Source organism: Endozoicomonas sp. 8E (assembly GCF_032883915.1).
GTDB lineage: Bacteria > Pseudomonadota > Gammaproteobacteria > Pseudomonadales > Endozoicomonadaceae > Endozoicomonas_A.
Window position 1 is genome coordinate 2,227,287 of the sequence record NZ_CP120717.1, and the last position, 17,496, is coordinate 2,244,782.

Below are 17,496 nucleotides of genomic sequence, written 5' to 3' on the forward strand. Positions count from 1 at the left end.
ATTTAGTTCACGATGGCAAAGTTGGATATACTCTGGTTCCCATGCTCTGAGGTCGTCATTCCCGCGAAGGCGGGAATCCAGCGCCAACGGTGGATCTCTGCCTTCTCGGGGATGACACGGCCAGGGGGGGCGCCGGGCAGTAGGGTTCTGGGGGTGAGACAGTGTGGATTCCCGCCTTCGAGGCTGTCGCAAAACTCCATTCGAGGCTGTCGCAAGACTCCAACAGCTCGTTCCCATACTCTGAGGTCGTCATTCCCGCGAAGGCGGGAATCCAGCGCCAACGGTGGATCTCTGCCTTCTCGGGGATGACACGGCCAGGGGGGGGCGCCGGGCAGTATGGTTCTGGTGGTGAGACAGTGTGGATTCCCGCCTTCGAGGCTGTTGCAAAACTCCATTCGAGGCTGTCGCAAGACTCCAACAGCTCGTTCCCATGCTCTGAGATCTTCATTCCCGCGAAGGCGGGAATCCAGCGCTAACGGTGGATCTCTGCCTTCTCGGGGATGACAAGGCCAGGGGGGGGCACCGGGCAGTAGGGTTCTGGTGGTGAGTCAGTGTGGATTCCCGCCTTCGCGGGAATGACGAGAATGAAGTCGGGAATGACGAGAATGAAGTCGGGAATGACGAGAATGAAGTCGGGAATGACGAGAATGAAGTCGGGAATGACGAGAATGAAGTCGGGAATGACGGGAGTCAACTCGTTCCCACGCTGGAGAGAGTTTGGCGACGCCCTGAGAGCGTGGGAACGAGTTGTCAAGAAGGGATCACCCGCTGGTTTCTGATATCAAAGTTCGTCGCGGGTATTCTTGTCTTTATCAAGATCGAACTTCTCAACCTTGTGATCAGTCAGTGCTGCTTTCCGCTCGTAGAAGACACCCAGAGTGTAAGAGTAAGGAATGCTTTCTGAGTGAGAGAATGACCATTTAGGCACATTTTCCCTGAAGTATTTCTCCCAGCCATTGGCAAACATCTTAATGGTACGATCCCGGCGTTCACGAAACTGCAGGTAATTTTCGTGCTGCGTCCAGCCATGCATCCTGTTGCTTGCTTTAACACGTTTTGTATAGGCTGCATCGGTTTCATTGAAACGCTGAGGCGAGGCAATAGCGGTACGTTGCACATATTCATCTTGCCTTTCACCCATGCCTGTCCAGCGATTCATCTTGTCAAGGCTGCGGCCCAGAGATCCACCCAGCCATTGACTGAGCATCTTGTTGTCGTTCATAAAGAAGTCGAAAGTGAGGCTCGACGCCAGCGCGAATCCAAAGGTTTGAGCGTAGGTAAACCCGGATACAAGGCCGTGGGCGTATGCTCCGACAGTGGCTACCGGACCCAGCACCAGGCCGACGGTGGCAGAAGCGAGAGTTTTTACTTTTTGTGGTGTCACTCTGTGTAGCAGCGGAATCTGAACTCCCTGTCCTGAGCCCATGGATTTCACCATTTCCGGCACCAGGCGGGAAATACTGCGATACCTGTGAGGATTGGCATTGTGCTGTCGGGCAAATAACATGGAGCCGGTTTTCAGCAGAATAACCGAGGATGCGGCCTTGCCCAATGGCATGGCCAGTCCGCTCACTTCAGAGATTTGTTCAATCCCGCTGTGGCAGGCATATTGAACGGTCCGGTCAAGATCAACACCGTAGCGTTGCAACCAGTGCTGGAAAGGTGTGAGTATCCGTTGCAGGTAATCACCCCGGTTGGTCAGATCCAGAAGATAAAGGAACGACATGTTTGAGAGGGACCGCTCGGCCGCCTGCAGGGTGGTATGGGTCACCAGTAGCGGTTTGTAGCTGGAGTAGTACCAGGTCACAGCCTGTAGCAGGAAGGCTGAAGGCTTGACCCAGTAATCGTTGAGTTGCTGCTCAACTGCGGCGGCATGAGCCTGCATCAATGTGCCATGGACAGTCTGGATCAGTTCTGATTCAGATATTCCGGCCGCATTGGCATAGGGTGTCAGGGTATCCTGAAGATGGGTCAGGAAAGCTGCTGTTCTGCGGCCATTGTCAAAGGCAATATCGTCAAGAATGTAGTTGGCAATGACCGCAGCTGCGTACTCCTTCATGCCGGTAACAGACTCTTTCATAGCTGCCGGACCGGTCGTGGTCACAGGGGTGAAGGCAGTCTGTACGAATTCCTCGATACCTTTTTCTGACAGCATGCGGACAACGGATTTGAACTCAGCCACCCTCATGCCGTGTTTATAGCCAAGGAAGTGCTCGAATTCCTGCTCAATCTCGTAACCGCCGACACCTCTGGCGGCCTTCATGTAGTTTTCAAGTTCAACCTTGCTGATCAGACCTTCACGGAGCAAAGTGATGATCTTGTTACCACTGGCAGAACGGGCAGAGAAGTATTCCATGAAGCTTTTCAAATCTTCTGATCCATGCTCCATGTAATAAATGGCTGCAGAGCCCATACTGAAGATCTCATCGTCGTATGACTGTGCGCCTTTTCCGGCATGGGTGAAAGAATCTATCTGAGTATCAAAATCCTGCATGTCTGAATGTGCGGCAATGGTTGTATAGCGGGTCTTGATTTCAGCTTCTTTTGCAGTATTTTGTCTGGTGCTTTGTTGTTGAAGATGCTGTTTAGCGGTCTGAGCTTCATGCTTGTTAAGGTATTGCTGAATGGCCTGGCGACGGACTTCCGGGTCCTTTTCGTTGTCTGGAGTAATACCCTGCTCGCTTTCAATGGCCGACAGTTTTTCTCTTAAAGCCTCTTCCCTGGTCTGTCCTGTTGTAGCAAACGATGTTAGGGCAACCGGTGTTGCGACAACCGGTGATGGGACAACCGGTGATGGGACAACCGGTGATGGGACAATCGGTGATGGGACAACCGGTGATGGGACAACCGGTGATGGGACAACCGATGTGGGGGCAACCGATATTGGAGTAACAGTTTGACTGATTTCATGAATTTTCTGGTTGGTGAGTCTGGCTTGTTTTTCTGGTGGCTGGGTATCATCCCAGTTATTAATACCAAGCTCTGCCGCCATTTGAGAGTTGTAATCTTGACTGATTTCTTCTACGGCGGCACTAATTACTTTTTTCAGAATTGGGATTCGATCGACTTGCTCCTGAAGACTCTTTAACCAGTTTCTCCGTTCTGTCAGTTCTTTTGCGATCAGAGCGCCTTGTAACCTGATGTGTTGATGAACAGCCTGACAACGGATTTCCGGGTCCTTTTCGCTATCCGGAACCAGACCGAGCTGAACTTCAATGCGAGCCAGCTTCTTATGGATTATCCGGTGGGTTAGTTCTCTCTTTTGTTGCAGGTATTGTTTAAAGGACTGAAGGATACCCAGGTCATCTTTATTGACCGAAGTCATATCTCGCTTGCCTTCTGTGAGCGGTGTTTTTGCTTTTACAGCTTCTTCATCAGGCAGTCCTGTTGCGGGTATCAATTGCCTGATTTTATTCGTTCTTTTTCTGATGAGTCTGGTTTGTTCTTCGGGTAGTCGGGTATCATCCCAGTCATCAATACCAGGCTCTGCTGCCTGTTGAGCGTTGCGAACTTTTGTGGTGCCTGTTCTTGCATCATGAATTTGTCGCTCCAGCTCTGGAGTTCGTTCGACTTTCTGCTGAAGTTTTGTTCTGGTGCTCTGTTGTTTAATAGGTTGCTGATCACTCTTATCTTCCAGCTTCTTGTTGTCCTGTGGAAGGTCAGGGTCATCTTCGTTTTTCGAAATCAGGCTGGGCTTAACTTCAAAGACAGCCAGTCTTTTCGGGACTTTCTCATCGGTTACTTGTATGTCCTGTTGCAGCAGCTGTCGAATGAACTGAAGGTAACCCAGAGCGTTTTTATTGACCGAAGCAATACTGCACTCGCCTTCGGTGGCCACCGGTTTTGCTTTGACAGCTTCTTCATCAGACTGACCTGTTGCGGCAAATATTGCGGTAATCAATTGGTTGATTTTAAGCACTTTATTTTTGATGAGTCTGTCTTGTTCTCTAAATGGCAGGATGTCATCCCAGTCGTCAATACCAAGCTCTGCTGCCATTTGAGCGTTGCGAGCTGTTGTCAGGGCATAACGAATTCGTTGTTCCTGTTCTGGAAGTCGTTCAACTTCCGGCTGAAGTTTCTGTACCAGGTTGTTCTGTTGTTGCAGCTCATTACGAAGCTGCGTAAGCTCATCATCAATTCGTTGTTTGAGTTGATATGTTTTGAGATTTTCTTTTTCACTGGTAGTGGTTTTCTCTATTCTAAACGTCACTTGCCTTCTAAGATGGGTGAGACCGTATTCTTTTAACAGCAGCACTTTCCGATTGTTTTCCATCTCAACCATCTTAATCATCTGCCTGGTAGTGTCGCTCACGACTTTGAAAGCAAGCTTTTTGTTGATCTCAGGAGCATCATCCAGCACTTGGTTGATACGAATGTGAGCAGGTATCAAGCCCTGAATGTCTTGAATAAAGAGCTGGTTATTCAGAAGATTTTCAATTGCAGGTTTAAAGCTGAAGTGTTTTTCGAGTTGATTAAACATCAAGGCAGGCGTGAAGGCCGACGAAGTGACTTTAATCTGTCCTATTGAGAGGTCAAATTCATCTGCTCCATCTGACATAGCAACGGTCAACGCCTGCTGAAGATATTCATAGTATAAAAGCGTCGTCAGTTGCTGTTCGTATGAAAGCATTGACAGCTTCTGTTTGAGCGTAAGTGTCGTTTTTCTACCTTTGGCAGGTTCAGGATTGTTCTGTTCGGCTATCCTCTCCAGCATTGCCATCTGCTTGCTTCGAATGATGTATCGGTAGCTTTTGACTTTGTCTTTTTTAACTCGTGTTATTGCTTCAGGAGAGGGGGATTCGCAACCATACCATTGCAACCAGATGTCATATAGAACCTCTACAAAAGCGACATCGGCCGGGTTCTGCTTCTGACCACGGAAAACAATAACCTCTCCCTGAGCCTCAGTTACTTCCAGTTTTGGACAATCCTCAGGCACAGCATAAGCCTGTGTGTCATCCTCAACGTGTACGACGTATCCGACGGGTTTATGAAATGACAACAGATCGTTCAGAGCTATCTGTTGTAATTCTTTTCCCAGAACATGAACCTGGGTATAGGCAGAGGAAGCTGCTGCTAAAAGTGCTTCATCATTGATAAAGAGCGATTGACCCAGGCGCTGCAGCCCGGGAGGCTGATCACCGGCAGCGACAAGACGCATGAAGGTACGCCCATTCACTTCAACCTGGTCTACTTCTAGAGTGGCAAGGGCGACATAGTTATCAACTTCGCCAAGCTTTCCTGCTCTTCCATGGGCACCCTTCAGCACTGCAACCAGTTGTTCGGGGCTGGCGATTTTTGTTAACGGATCTAATGGTTGGATGTCGCCTGATTGAGTTCGAACAGCCTCAATTGAGTCCTGATCGGTCATTCCGTTTCTGACTTCAATGACCAGTTTCTTTTCTGCAAGATTATGGATGAATTTGAAGACCCCCTCATCACCCACCTTCAGAACTTTGGTGTATTTTTGAGCAGCGTCATTCTTGCCTGTTTCAAACTGATCAACGCTGGAAACGCCACCATCAATGCCTGAGAGAACATCCGTGAAGCACTCAGAAGGAACCTCGTAGCCCGCTCTGGCCTGAGTCTGATCAGGGTAGGTGGTTGTGAAGGATTTGGGTATTGGCTGCCGGTCATCATCTACAGTTGGCTGAACTATGACCTCGCTCTGGGTAAACTCCACATGTACATTACTATGAATATCGACAGATTTTGTTTGCAGTCTGCGATCGGCCATGGCCTGTGCAGTAATGATGGAAGAGCTGATTGCAACGGCCACTGCAAGGCTTAATGCATTGGGGCGAACATTTGTCATTCTACTACCTCAGAGCTGCCAAACGCTCATAGCTGTTCTGTTAAACTGTTGAGTGAATTTAGTTCAAGGTTGCAAAGTTGGATATCAGTAAAATTGAGTGGTTTTTCAGGGAAGGAATAGATTCATACTTGTACCGGTTTCACTCCCGTCATTCCCGGTTTCACTCCCGTCATTCCCGCGAAGGCGGGAATCCACACTGACTCTCCGCCAAAACCATACTGCCCGGTGCCCCCCTGGCCTTGTCATCCCCGAGAAGGCAGAGACCAACTGTTGGCCCTGGATTCCCGCCTTCGCGGGAATGACGACTTCAGAGTGACTCGAAGAAGACACCCAGAGTGAAGGAGTAAGGAATACTTTCTGTATGGGAGAACGACCATTTAGGTACATTTTCCCTGAAGTATTTCTCCCAGCCATTCGCAAACAGTTTCATAGTGCGATCACGGCGTTCACGGAACTGCAGATAATTTTCGCGCCGGGTCCAGCCATACATCCTGTTGTTTGCTCTAACACGGCTTGCATATTCTTCATCGGTTTCACTGAAGCCTTGAGGCGAAGCAATAGCGGTACGTTGCAAATACTCATCATCCGTTTCACCCAGGCCGCGCCAGCGATTAATTTTGTCAAGACTTCGTCCAAGAGGCCCAGCCAGCCATTGAGTGAGCATCTTGTTGTCGTTCATAAAAAAGTCGAAAGTAAGACTCGACGCCAGGGCGAATCCGAAGGTTTGGGCATAGGTGAACCCGGATAGAAGACCATGAGCGTATGCTCCGACAGTGGCTACCGGGCCCAGCACCAGGCCGGCGGTGGCAGAAGCCAGAGTTTTTACTTTTTGTGGAGTCATCCTGTGCAGCAGCGGAATCTGAACTCCTTGTCCTGAGCCCATGGATTTCACTATTTCGGACACCAGACGGGAAATACTGCGATACCTGTGGGGGTTGGCATTGTGCTGTCGGGCAAACAGCATAGAGCCGGTTTTCAGCAGAATGACTGAGGACGCGGCTTTACCCAATGGCATGGCCAGTCCGCCCACTTCAGAGATTTGTTCAATGCCATTGTGGAAGGCATATTGGCCGTTTCGGTCAAGATCAACACGGTAATCTTCCAGCCAGTGCTTGAAAGGTGTGAGCATTCTATGCAGATAATCACCCCTGTAGGTCAGGTCCAGCAGATAGAGGAACGACATGTTTGAAAGGGACAGCGTGCTAGCCTGTGAGGCGGTATGAGTCGCCAGTAGCGGTTTGTAGCTGGAGAAGTACCAGGCGACAGCCTGTACCAGGAAGGCAGATGGTTTGACCCAGTAATCCTTTAGCTGCCGCTCAACCGCGGCGGCATGGGCCTGCATCAATGTACCATGGATCACCTTGATCAGGTCTGATTCAGACAGGCCGGCAGCATTGGCATAAGGTGTCAGGGTATTCTGAACATGGCTCAGGAAAGCTGTCGTCCTGCGGCCGTTATCAAAGGCAATATCGTCAAGCATGCAGTTGGCGATGACTGCCGCTGCGTACTCTTGCATGCCGGCAACCGACTCTTTCATACCCGCCGGACCCGTTGCCATCACGGTCACAGGCATAAAGGCACGCTGCATGAGTGCCTCAGCACCCTCATCGGACAGTATACGGACAACGCCCTCGAACTCAGGTAACCTGACGCCATGTTTGTAGCCAAGAAAGTGTTTAAATTCATCCACTGTCTGATAACCGTCGATTCTTTTGACGGCTTTTATATAGCTCTCAAGTTCAACCTTGCTGATCAGACCTTCACGCAGCAGAGTTATGATCTTGTTACCACTGGCAGAATGGCTGGCGAAGTATTCCGAGAAGCCTTTCAGGTCCACCGGTTCATGCTCGACGGAGTGAATACCTGCTGAGCCTATTCCGCAAATCAGGTCGCTGTATTGTTGGGCCCCTGTTTTTATCTCATTCCATGCTCTGTCAACCAGATCCTGAATTTCTTTCAGGACATTCTCGGGCCGATCTCCTGAAGGCTCTGAGGGGTGTACCGGGAAGTTCCTCTTCAGGCTCTTGAAGAATTCCACTATCCGGCTGGCCTGGTCAAACGTCAGATCTTTGCCAACCCTTGCCTGCAAGAGAATGGTTGCAAATTCATCGTCAAAATCGAAACAATTGAGGCGGGGCACTACCTTATTATTTTTTGCAGCAGATACTTGCAGGCCCATTGCGACTTCCAGAGCCTGTTTCCTGAGAGGGTGCTGCTGCATGAATGTGTGGATAGCATCCAGAACTTTTACCTGTTTTGGCGTGTACTGGAAGAGGCCACCGTCACTTTCGACCGTTTTCTCCGCAATCGCCAGGACTACCTTCAGTCTGTCAATGTCTGCTTTCCTGGTTTCAATCTCAGCTTCCAGACGGGCCTGAACCTGAAGGTCAGCGCGACTCCCTGCAAACAACTCCTGATCGCGACGAAGAATAGCCAGTTTAAACTTCAGCACACTTTCAGCCCATTGTATTTGCTGTCTGGCCCTGGCCACCTCACGATCAAGAACATATCGGGGCTTAGGTCCCAGGCGGTCCATTTGCCTGTCAAGCTCATTCTCAATGACTGCCACACGCTCATAAACGTCAGGCTCACCGGCCTTAAAAACTTCAACATCCAACTGTCGGAGTTTTTCATCAATCAGATCGGTCTGGTGGTCGATAGTGGCATCATCTTCATAGTCTTTAATGTTGAGTTGATGAGCCATTTCATTGTTCCAGGCTCTTTTGGCAACTTCATCATCATAGTCTTTGTAAACTTCATTCAGTAATTCACGGATTTTTGCTCTCAGAACAGACTTCTGGCGACGCAGCAGGCTGACATGGTTTTCTGCAAAGGTTACCTCCAGGTCTCTGGCCAGATTTGCAGTCAATGCCAGACCTCTTTCTTTAGCTGCAACGTTTTGATCAGAGCAGATTTTCAGTTTGTGTTCTGCATGGGTAAGATCAGGAAAATCGCCATATCCTTCTATGGCTCGCTTATCGACCTCTTCGACTTTATAGGTAAGACACCTGCGAAGCATATCAAGCCATTTTGGCCGCCTTTCTTTCCCACGAGAAAAGGTAATATGGGCATCAGGGCTTTCAGGTTCGGGATCCTCTTTGAAGTACACAAGCTCAAAGGCCACACGCAGGTGGTCTGTCTGCCAGATATTTTGTAGCTTATCCCGTATGTACTCCTGGATATTATCGTCATTGAGCCTTGCACGAACCCTGGCAAGTCTTGCTGCATTGTCGTCATCTTCATCGATTTCGATGTTAAATACTTCTTCTATGGCTTCCAGCAGGTCCTCGGCTTTTTCCTCTGCCCACTCTCTTGATTTTGTGATGAATTCCTGCATTTCTTCTGAAATATAGTGGCGACGGAGATACACATCGTCGTTTTGATTGGGGTCATATATCTCCATGGCTTCTTCTACGGCACTCAATGTCTTGAGTACTTCAGGCATGGCTTTGGGGTGGCCTGGTGTTCTGATGTCTACCAGTTCTTCTTCCAGCTCTTTAATCCTGGAGAGCTTGTCTCTTATTGTCGACTCCAGGATGTCGCGCTTGTCCAGTGTGGTGTCTTGAGAGTGTGCTGTTGCGGCAACCGATGTTGCGGCAACCGTTGTTGTGCTAACCAGCGTAGTGCTAACCGGTGTTGGAGCAATTGATGTTGCGCTGACCGGTTGCTTGATTTCATGAGTTTTCTGGTTGATAAGCCTGGCTTTTTTTTCTGGTGGCCGGGTACTATCCCGATCATCAATGCCGGGGTCCTTTGCTGTTTGAGCATTGAGAACTCTTGTGGTATCAGCTCTGGCATCATGAGTTTGTTGTTTCGGCCCTGTCATTCGATCGGTTATCTGCTGAAGCTTTTGTAACGGGTTTTTCTGTTCTTCCTGCTCTTGTCGATTCCGATCAGGTTGTTGAATGAACTCAATCGCCTTCCTGTTAAGTTTCGGCCCTGTCATTCGATCGGTTATCTGCTGAAGCTTTTGTAACGGGTTTTTCTGTTCTTCCTGCTCTTGTCGATTCCGATCAGGTTGTTGAATGAACTCAATCGCCTTCCTGTTAAGTTTCGGCCCTGTCATTCGATCGGCCATCTGCTGAAGCTTTTGTAACGGGTTTTTCTGTTCTTCTTGCTCTTGTCGCTTCCAATCAGGTTGTTGAATGAACTCAATCGCCTTCCTGTTAAGGTACTGCAGAATTTCCTGGTGACGGGCTTCCAGGTCTTTTTCGTTTTTCGGAGTCAGACCGAACTCTTCTTCAATTTCAGCCAGTCGAATCTCTTCATCGATGGGGTCTGTATTCTGTTGCAGATGTCGTTGAATGTACGGAAAGATGGCTCTCCGATCGTTTTCATCGCCCAGGACTCTACCAAAACGGCCTTCAATGGCTGCCAATGTTACTTCTACGGCCTCTTCATAAAACGGTCCTTTTCCAGTAACTGCTGCGACCGCCGTCTGATGGATTTGATCAATTCTTTTTCCGATGCATCTGGCTTGTTCTTCGAGTGGTTGGGTATCATCCCAGTCATTAATACCCAGTTCTGCTGCCCGTTGGGTGTTGTAAGCTTTTCTGGCCTCTTCTCTGGCATCACGAAGTTGTTGTTCCAGCTTTGGAGTTTGTTTGATTTCCTGCTGAAGTTTCTTTAACTGGTTTTGCAGTTCTCCCGTTGCTTTACGGGTCTTTGCAAGCCCATTCTCAATTCCCTGATTGAGCACAATTACTATGGGTTTTTCCTTTTCGGTGGCAGAGGCTTTCCCCATGGCGTGTTTTAAGTGGTCTCTAAGCTGGATCATTTCTCTTTCTTTTGTCTGCCGGGCCTCCAGTTGGCTTTCCACTTCAATCAGCTGTCTGGAAATATCTCTCATGACTTTGGAAGTAAACTTTTCCACGTCCCCGGGAGTGTCAGCCTGTGCCTGATCGATATAACTGTCATCCGGTATCACTTTCAGAATATTCTGAATAAATAACGGGTTGGTAAGAAGATTTCTAAGTGCAGGTTTGAAGCTGAAGTGTTTTTCGAGTTGATTATGCATCCAGGTTGGCGTGACGACCGACGAAGTGGCCTCGATGTGTCCTATTGTGAGTTCAAATTCATCCACTCCATCTGAAGTAGCACTGGTCAATGCCTGCTGGAGATATTCATAGTATGACAGCGTCCTCAGTTCATCTTCGTATGGAAGCGTCGTTTGTCCATCTTGATCAGGTTTAGCATTGCACTCTGCAGCTAACTCTTCAAGCAGTGCCATCTGCCTGCTTCGAATGGTGTACCGGTAGCTTTTGACCTTGTCTTTTTTAACCTGTGCTGCTGTTTCAGAGGGGGGGGTGCAGGCAAATCCTTTCGCCCAGGTATCGTAAAGGCCATCCACAAAAGCGATATCGGCCGGATTATATTTCTGACCATGGAAAACAATAATCTCACCCGGAGCCTCAGTCACTTCCAGTTTTGGATAACCAGCAGGCACCGGATAAACCTGTGTGTCATCCTCAACGTTGACAACATAGCCGACGGGTTGATGATATGAAAACAGATCATTCAGGGCTTCCTGTTGTAAATCTTTCCCCAGAACATGAACCTGGGTATAAGCAGAGGTGGCTGCCGCGAAAAGCGCTTCATCATTGACAAAGAGCGATTGACCCAAGCGCTGCAACCCGGGAGGCTCATCGCCCGCTGCGATAAGACGCATGAAGGTGCGCCCGTTCACTTCCACGCCACCTACTTCAATGCTGGCAAGGGCAACATAATGATCAACTTCGCCAAGGTTACCTGCTCTTTCATTCGCGCCACTGAGTAATCCGGCCAGTTGTTGTGGGCTGGCGATTTTTGTTAACGGTTCTAATGGTCGGATATCACCTGAGTGCGCACGAACAGCCGCAATTGAATCCAGAAGAGTCATTCCGTTTCTGACTTCAATGATCAGTTTGTTGTCTTCAAGGTTATGGCTGAACCTGAATACCCCCTCATTGCCAACCTTCAGGACTTTGGTGTACTTCTGAGCAGCGTAATTCTCGTCTGTTTCAAACTCGTCAACACTGGAAACGCCACCTTCAATGCCAGAAAGCACATCCGTGAAACCTTCAGAAGGAACCTTATAGCCTGCTCTTGCCTGAATCAGATCAGGGTAGGTGGTGGTAAAGGATTTGGGTATTGGCTGCTGGTCATTTCCCAAAGTTGGCTTAACTATGATCTCACTCTGGGTAAATTCCACATGTCCACTGCCCTGAATATCGACAGACCTGACTTGCAGCCTGCGATCGGCCAGTGCCTGTGTAGCCGTAATGGAAGAGCTGATTACAATTGCCACTGCAAGTCTTAATGGACTGGGACGGGCATTTGTCATTCTTCTGCCTCAGAGTTGGGTGCTCTTATTACCGTGAAAAGCTTGATTGAGGCGCATTTCTCTTGTCATGATCTTGAGCTTTCTGATCATCGCCCCGTTGCTGCTCATAGAAGGCACCCAGAGTGTAGGAGTAAGGAATACTTTCTGCGTGGGAAAATGACCATTTAGGCACATTTTCCCTGAGGTATTTCTCCCAGCCATTCTCGAACAGTTTCATGGTGCGATCACGGCGTTCACGGAACTGCAGGTAGTTTTCGTGTCGAGTCCAGCCATACAGGGTGTTATTTGCCTGAATGCGGTTTGCGTACTCTTCATCGGTTTCACTATAGCGCTGGGGTGAAGCAATGGCCGTACGTTTCACATATTCATCCTGCGTTTCACCGACGCCTCGCCAGCGATTAATCCTGTCAAGACTTCGGCCCAGGGGACCACCCAGCCATTGAGTGAGCATCTTGTTGTTGTTCATAAAAAAGTCGAAAGTGAGACTCGACGCCAGGGCGAATCCGAAGGTTTGGGCATAGGTAAATCCGGATACCAGACCGTGAACGTATGCTCCGACAGTGGCTACCGGACCCAGCACCAGACCGGCTGTGGCAGAGGCCAGGGTTTTCACTTTTAGTGGTGTCACCCTATTCAGCAGCGGCACCTGAACCCCTTGTCCAGAACCCATGGATTTCACCATTTCGGGGACCAGACGGGAAATGCTGCGATACATCCGGGGGTTGGCGTTGTGCTGTCTGGCAAACAACATGGAGCCGGTTCTCAGCAGAATGACTGAGGAAGCGGCCTTGCCCAATGGCATTGCCAGCCCAACGACTTCTGAGACTTGTTCAATGGCATTGTGTTCGGCATATTGGAGGGTTCGGTCAAGATCAACACCATAGCGTTCCAGCCAGTGCTGGAAAGGTGTCAGCATCCTGTGGGGGTAATCACCTCTGTAGGTCAGGTCCAGAAGATAGAGGAACAACATGTTCGAGAGGGACAGCGCGCTAGCCTGCCAGGCGTTATGGGCCACCAGTAGCGGTTTGTAGCTGGAGAAGTACCAGGTGACAGCCTGTACCAGAGAGGCTGAAGGTTTGACCCAGTAATCATTGAGTTGCTGCTCAAGCGCTGCGGCATGAGCCTGTATCAAGGTGCTATGGATAGCCTGGATCAGTTCTGATTCAGATATTCCGGCAGCATTGGCGTAAGGTGTCAGGGTATCCTGAACATGGGTCAGGAAAGCTGCCGTCCTGCGGCCATTGTCAAAAGCAATATCGTCAAGAACATAGTTGCCGATGACTGCAGCAGCGTACTCTTTCATGCCAGCAACAGACTCCTTCATACCCGCCGGGCCAGTCGCCGTCACAGGAGTAAAGGCACTCTGTATGAATTCCTCAGCGCCGTTGTCGGACAGCATCTGGACGGCGGCTTTGAAGTGAGGCACATTGACGCCGTGTTTGTAGCCAAGGAAGTGTTCAAATTCATCCACTGTCTGATAACCATCGGCACCTCTGATGGCCTGCATGCAGTTCTCAAGTTCATCCTGACTGATCAGACCTTCACGCAGCAGAGCTATGATCTTGTTACCGCTGGCAGAATGGCCAGCGAAGTATTCCGAGAAGCTTTTCAGGTCTTCTGGTCCATGCTCGGCGTGGTGTATGCCTGCTGAGCCTATGTCGTAAATTTCGTCGTTGTATTGTTGTGCCCCTTTATTCATCTCATGCCTGGCCCTGTGCACCAGAGTCTGGACCTCTTCCAGAGGCTCGAAAGAGGATTCCGGGAAGGTCGTCTTCAAATGCTTGAAAACCTCCACAATCCGACTGGTCTGTTTAAACGTCAGTTTGTCTCCGGTCAGTGCCTGCAAGTGAATTGGCGCATATTCATCGTCAAAATTGAAGGTTGTAAGACAGGGCATTGTCTTACCGCTTGTTACTGCTGATTCTGCCAGACCCATTGCAGTTTGCAGAGCCTGCCGTTTAAGAGGGTGTTGCTGCGTGAATTTGTGGATAGCTTCCAGAACGTTGGCCTGTCTCGGCGTGTACTGGAAGGGACCGTCATCATTTTCGACGGCTTTCTCGGCAGCCTTCAGGGCATCCTTCATTCTCTCAATATTTGCCTCTCTGGTTTCAATCTCAGCTTCCAGAAGGGCGTGTTCCTGAATCAGTTGCTGGATCTTGCCGCCATTACCATCATTACCGCCCAGTTGTAACTGTTGGTTTCTCAGGGCCTTAACCCATCGTTCATTGGTATCAGCAGACTCCGGTTTAACACCCACGGCTGCTTCAATGATGTTGATAACTGCTTCATCCGGGATACATTTGAGGTAAGCAAAGGTCTTGGCATATACAATGTGTTTGAAATGAATAGCATCCAGTTCCTGATAAGCCTTCTCCAGCTTATTTTCAGCTCCTTGTAATGCTTGCCTGGCTCTGGCTACCTTAAGGTCAAGAACGTATCGGGGTTCAGGTCCCAGACGGGCCATTTTCCTGTCAAGCTGATGCTCAATGGCTACGATACGCTCATTAACGTCAGGCTCACCGGCACTGAAAACTTCTTCATCCAGCTGTTGCAGTTTTGTATCAATCTGACGGACCTGGTCGTCGATAGCGGCATCATCTCTATAGTCTTTAATGCTGAGTTGATGGGCGATTTCATTGTTCCAGACTCTTCTGTCAGCTTCACCGTCAAAGTCGTCGTACATTTCATCCAATAACTCACTGATTTTGACTCTCAGAGCAATCTTCCGGTCAGGCAGGTTGGCATGGTTTTCAAACTCTAACTGCAGCTCTCTGGCCAACCTGGCAGTGAAAGCCATGCTTCTCTGTTCAGCTGCAACGTTTTCATGAAGGTAGATCTTTAGACTGTTCTCTATAGCTGCAAGGTACTTTGTCTGTATTTCACTGGCTCGCTCATCGACCTCTTCGACTTTATAGGTAAGACGCCTGCGAAGTGTATTGAGCCATTCTGGTCCCCCTTTTTTCGGATAATAAAGGGTAATATCTGTATCAAAGCTCTCGAGGTCGATGTCCTTCATGCGCAGAAGTCTGCTGTCTTCTTGCCAGACAATCTTATATATCTTATCCAGCATGAACTCTGAAATATCCTTGCCATCCAGTCTTGAACGAACCCTGGCAAGTCTTGCTGCTTTGTCATCACCTCCATTGATTTTGATGTTGAATACCTGTTCCAGGGCTTCCAGTATTTCCAGAGCCTGTTCCTCTGCCCGCTCTCTGGCTTCTGTGATGAATTCCTGCATGTTTTCAGAAATGTCTTCGCGACGAAGGTACACACCGTCGTTTTTATCAATGTCTCTCATCTCAAGAGCTTTTTCTAAGGCTGTCAGTGTCTCAAGTACTTCAGGTCTGGCTTTGGGGATTCTGAAGCCTTTGTGTTTTTGTTTCGGTTTTGAATGCCTGTAGAGCTTGAGATTTACCTTTGATTTCAGAGGGTAGCGGTTTTCTGGTGTGCTCAGCTCAATATCAGGAATCTCTGCCAGAGCAGCTTTTCTGGCCTGAGCGTAAGTCTTTTCTAAACTCTGTCGTTCATTCAATGCCTCAACTTTCTGATGCAGGTTTTTTTGTTGAGCAGTCATTGTCTTGATTTTATCAAGCAGGTGTTCTTGCTGAACGTCAGTATCGTCATCTTTTTGCTTGAGTTTAAGTGCCCTGAGTTTTTCCCTTTTTAAAACAGTGTCTATCTCAACTATGTTCTCTAAATGGTTTAGAATATCAGCCAATTCGCCTTCTTTTTGCTGCAGCTCATCGATGTTCTTATAGGTCACAAACAGTCGCGTGGACATGTCTTCCATGACTTTGGAAGCAAATTTTTTGTCCTCAATAGCATCGGCCTGCACTGTGTCGATATCGCTGATAACGGGTATCACTTTCTCCATATTCTGAATAAATCGCTGGTCAGTCAGAAGATTTTTAAGTGTGCGTTTGAAGCCGAAGTATTTTACGAATTGATGATGCATCCAGGTTGACGTGACGACCGACGAAGTCAGTTTGAAGTGTCCTGAAGTAAATTCAAATTCATATGCGCTACGTGGTGTAGCACTGGTTAATGCCTGCTGGAGAGATTCATAGTATGCAAGCGACATCAGTTTTTCTTTGCTGAATTCAGCATCTTGCTGTGCAGCTAACTCCTCCAGCAGTGTCATCTGCCTGCTTCGAATAATATGCCGGTAGCTTTTGACGGCATATTTTTTAACCTTTGTTGATACTCTGTGAGTAGGGTCTTTAGCCCCAGCTTCTTTCAGAAGCTTGTAGAGGTTTTCTACAAAAGCGACATCGGCTGGATTCTGCTTCTGACCACGAAAAAGAATGATTTCTTCCCGAGCTTGTGCTGCTTCCAGCTTTGGATAACCCGCTGGCACAGGATAAAGCTCTCGGTTATCCTCGACGTGTACAACATATCCGACGGGTTTGCTGTGTGCCATCAGATTATTAAGAGCCTCCTGTTGTAATTCCTCTTTCAGAACATGAACCTGGATATAGGCAGAAGTGGCTGCAACGAGGAGAGCTTCATCATTGACAAAGAGCGATTGACCCAGACGCTTCAGTTCAGGTGGCTGATCACCCCCTGAGATAAGAAGCATGAATGTACGTCCATTCACTTCAACTTGTTCTACTTTAATGCTGGCAAGGGCAACATAGTGATCGCTTGTGCCCAGGTTTCCTGCTCTGTCATTGACACCTTCCAGCACTATATAAAGTTGTTCGGGTCTGGCTAATTTCGTTGACGGTTCTAATGATGAGGTGCAAGCCAATTGATCACGAAGAGCGTCAACGGTATCCTGATCGGTCATTCCGCCCCTGACTTCAATGACCAGTTCCTTTTCTTCAAGGCTATGGGTGAACTTGAAGACTGCTTCATCGCCCACCTTCAGTACTTTGGTGTATTTTTGAGCAATGTCATTCTCGCCTGTTTCAAACAGATCAACAATGGAGACAAGAGTACTGACGCTGGAAAAAACGTCTGTAAAGTCATCTGAAGGAACCTTGTAACCCTCTCTGACTGGATTCTGGTCAGGGTAGGTGGTGGTAAAAGATTTGGGTATTGGCTGCTGATCATCCCCCAAAGTTGGCTGAACCTTGACCAGACTCTGGGTAAACACCATGTATCCATTGTTCGAAATATCGACAGATTGTGTCTGCAGACTGCGCCCGGCCCGTGCGTCTGTAACAACGATGGAAGAGCTGATGGCAACGGCCACTGCCAGTCTTAATGCATTGGGGAGAGTATTTGTCATGCTACTACCTCAGAGCTGACCACCTTGATGAGCGTGAAAAGCGATTACCACACCAGACGAGAAAGCGACTTCTAATCGCTCATAGCTGTCAGTCGCTGATGGCTGTTTCGATAAGCCGTTGAGAGA

Annotated in this window: 6 protein-coding genes; all 6 read right to left on the reverse strand. The window is 48.7% G+C overall.

Going from position 1 to position 17,496, the window contains the following annotated elements; genetic code table 11:
- Nucleotides 1-2: 2 nt before the first annotated feature.
- Complete coding sequence (locus P6910_RS07975; RefSeq protein WP_317145738.1) at nt 3-395, reverse strand: hypothetical protein; 393 nt, start codon at nt 393-395, stop codon at nt 3-5.
- Nucleotides 396-472: 77 nt separating this feature from the next.
- Nucleotides 473-754 (reverse strand): hypothetical protein, encoded by a 282-nt coding sequence (locus tag P6910_RS07980; protein ID WP_317145739.1) that lies wholly within the window; start codon nt 752-754, stop codon nt 473-475.
- Nucleotides 755-781: 27 nt separating this feature from the next.
- Nucleotides 782-5,815, reverse strand: coding sequence for a hypothetical protein (locus P6910_RS07985; protein ID WP_317145740.1), 5,034 nt, complete (start codon nt 5,813-5,815; stop codon nt 782-784).
- A 105-nt stretch (nt 5,816-5,920) separates the two neighbouring features.
- Nucleotides 5,921-6,145 (reverse strand): hypothetical protein, encoded by a 225-nt coding sequence (locus tag P6910_RS07990; RefSeq protein WP_317145741.1) that lies wholly within the window; start codon nt 6,143-6,145, stop codon nt 5,921-5,923.
- Entirely contained in the window at nt 6,123-12,137 is a 6,015-nt protein-coding gene (locus P6910_RS07995; protein WP_317145742.1) for a hypothetical protein, read from the reverse strand. The genes P6910_RS07990 and P6910_RS07995 overlap by 23 nt, the downstream gene beginning before the upstream one ends.
- A gap of 28 nt (nt 12,138-12,165) precedes the next feature.
- A complete protein-coding gene (locus P6910_RS08000; protein ID WP_317145743.1) occupies nt 12,166-17,370 on the reverse strand; it encodes a hypothetical protein in 5,205 nt (1,734 codons plus the stop codon).
- Nucleotides 17,371-17,496: the final 126 nt, after the last annotated feature.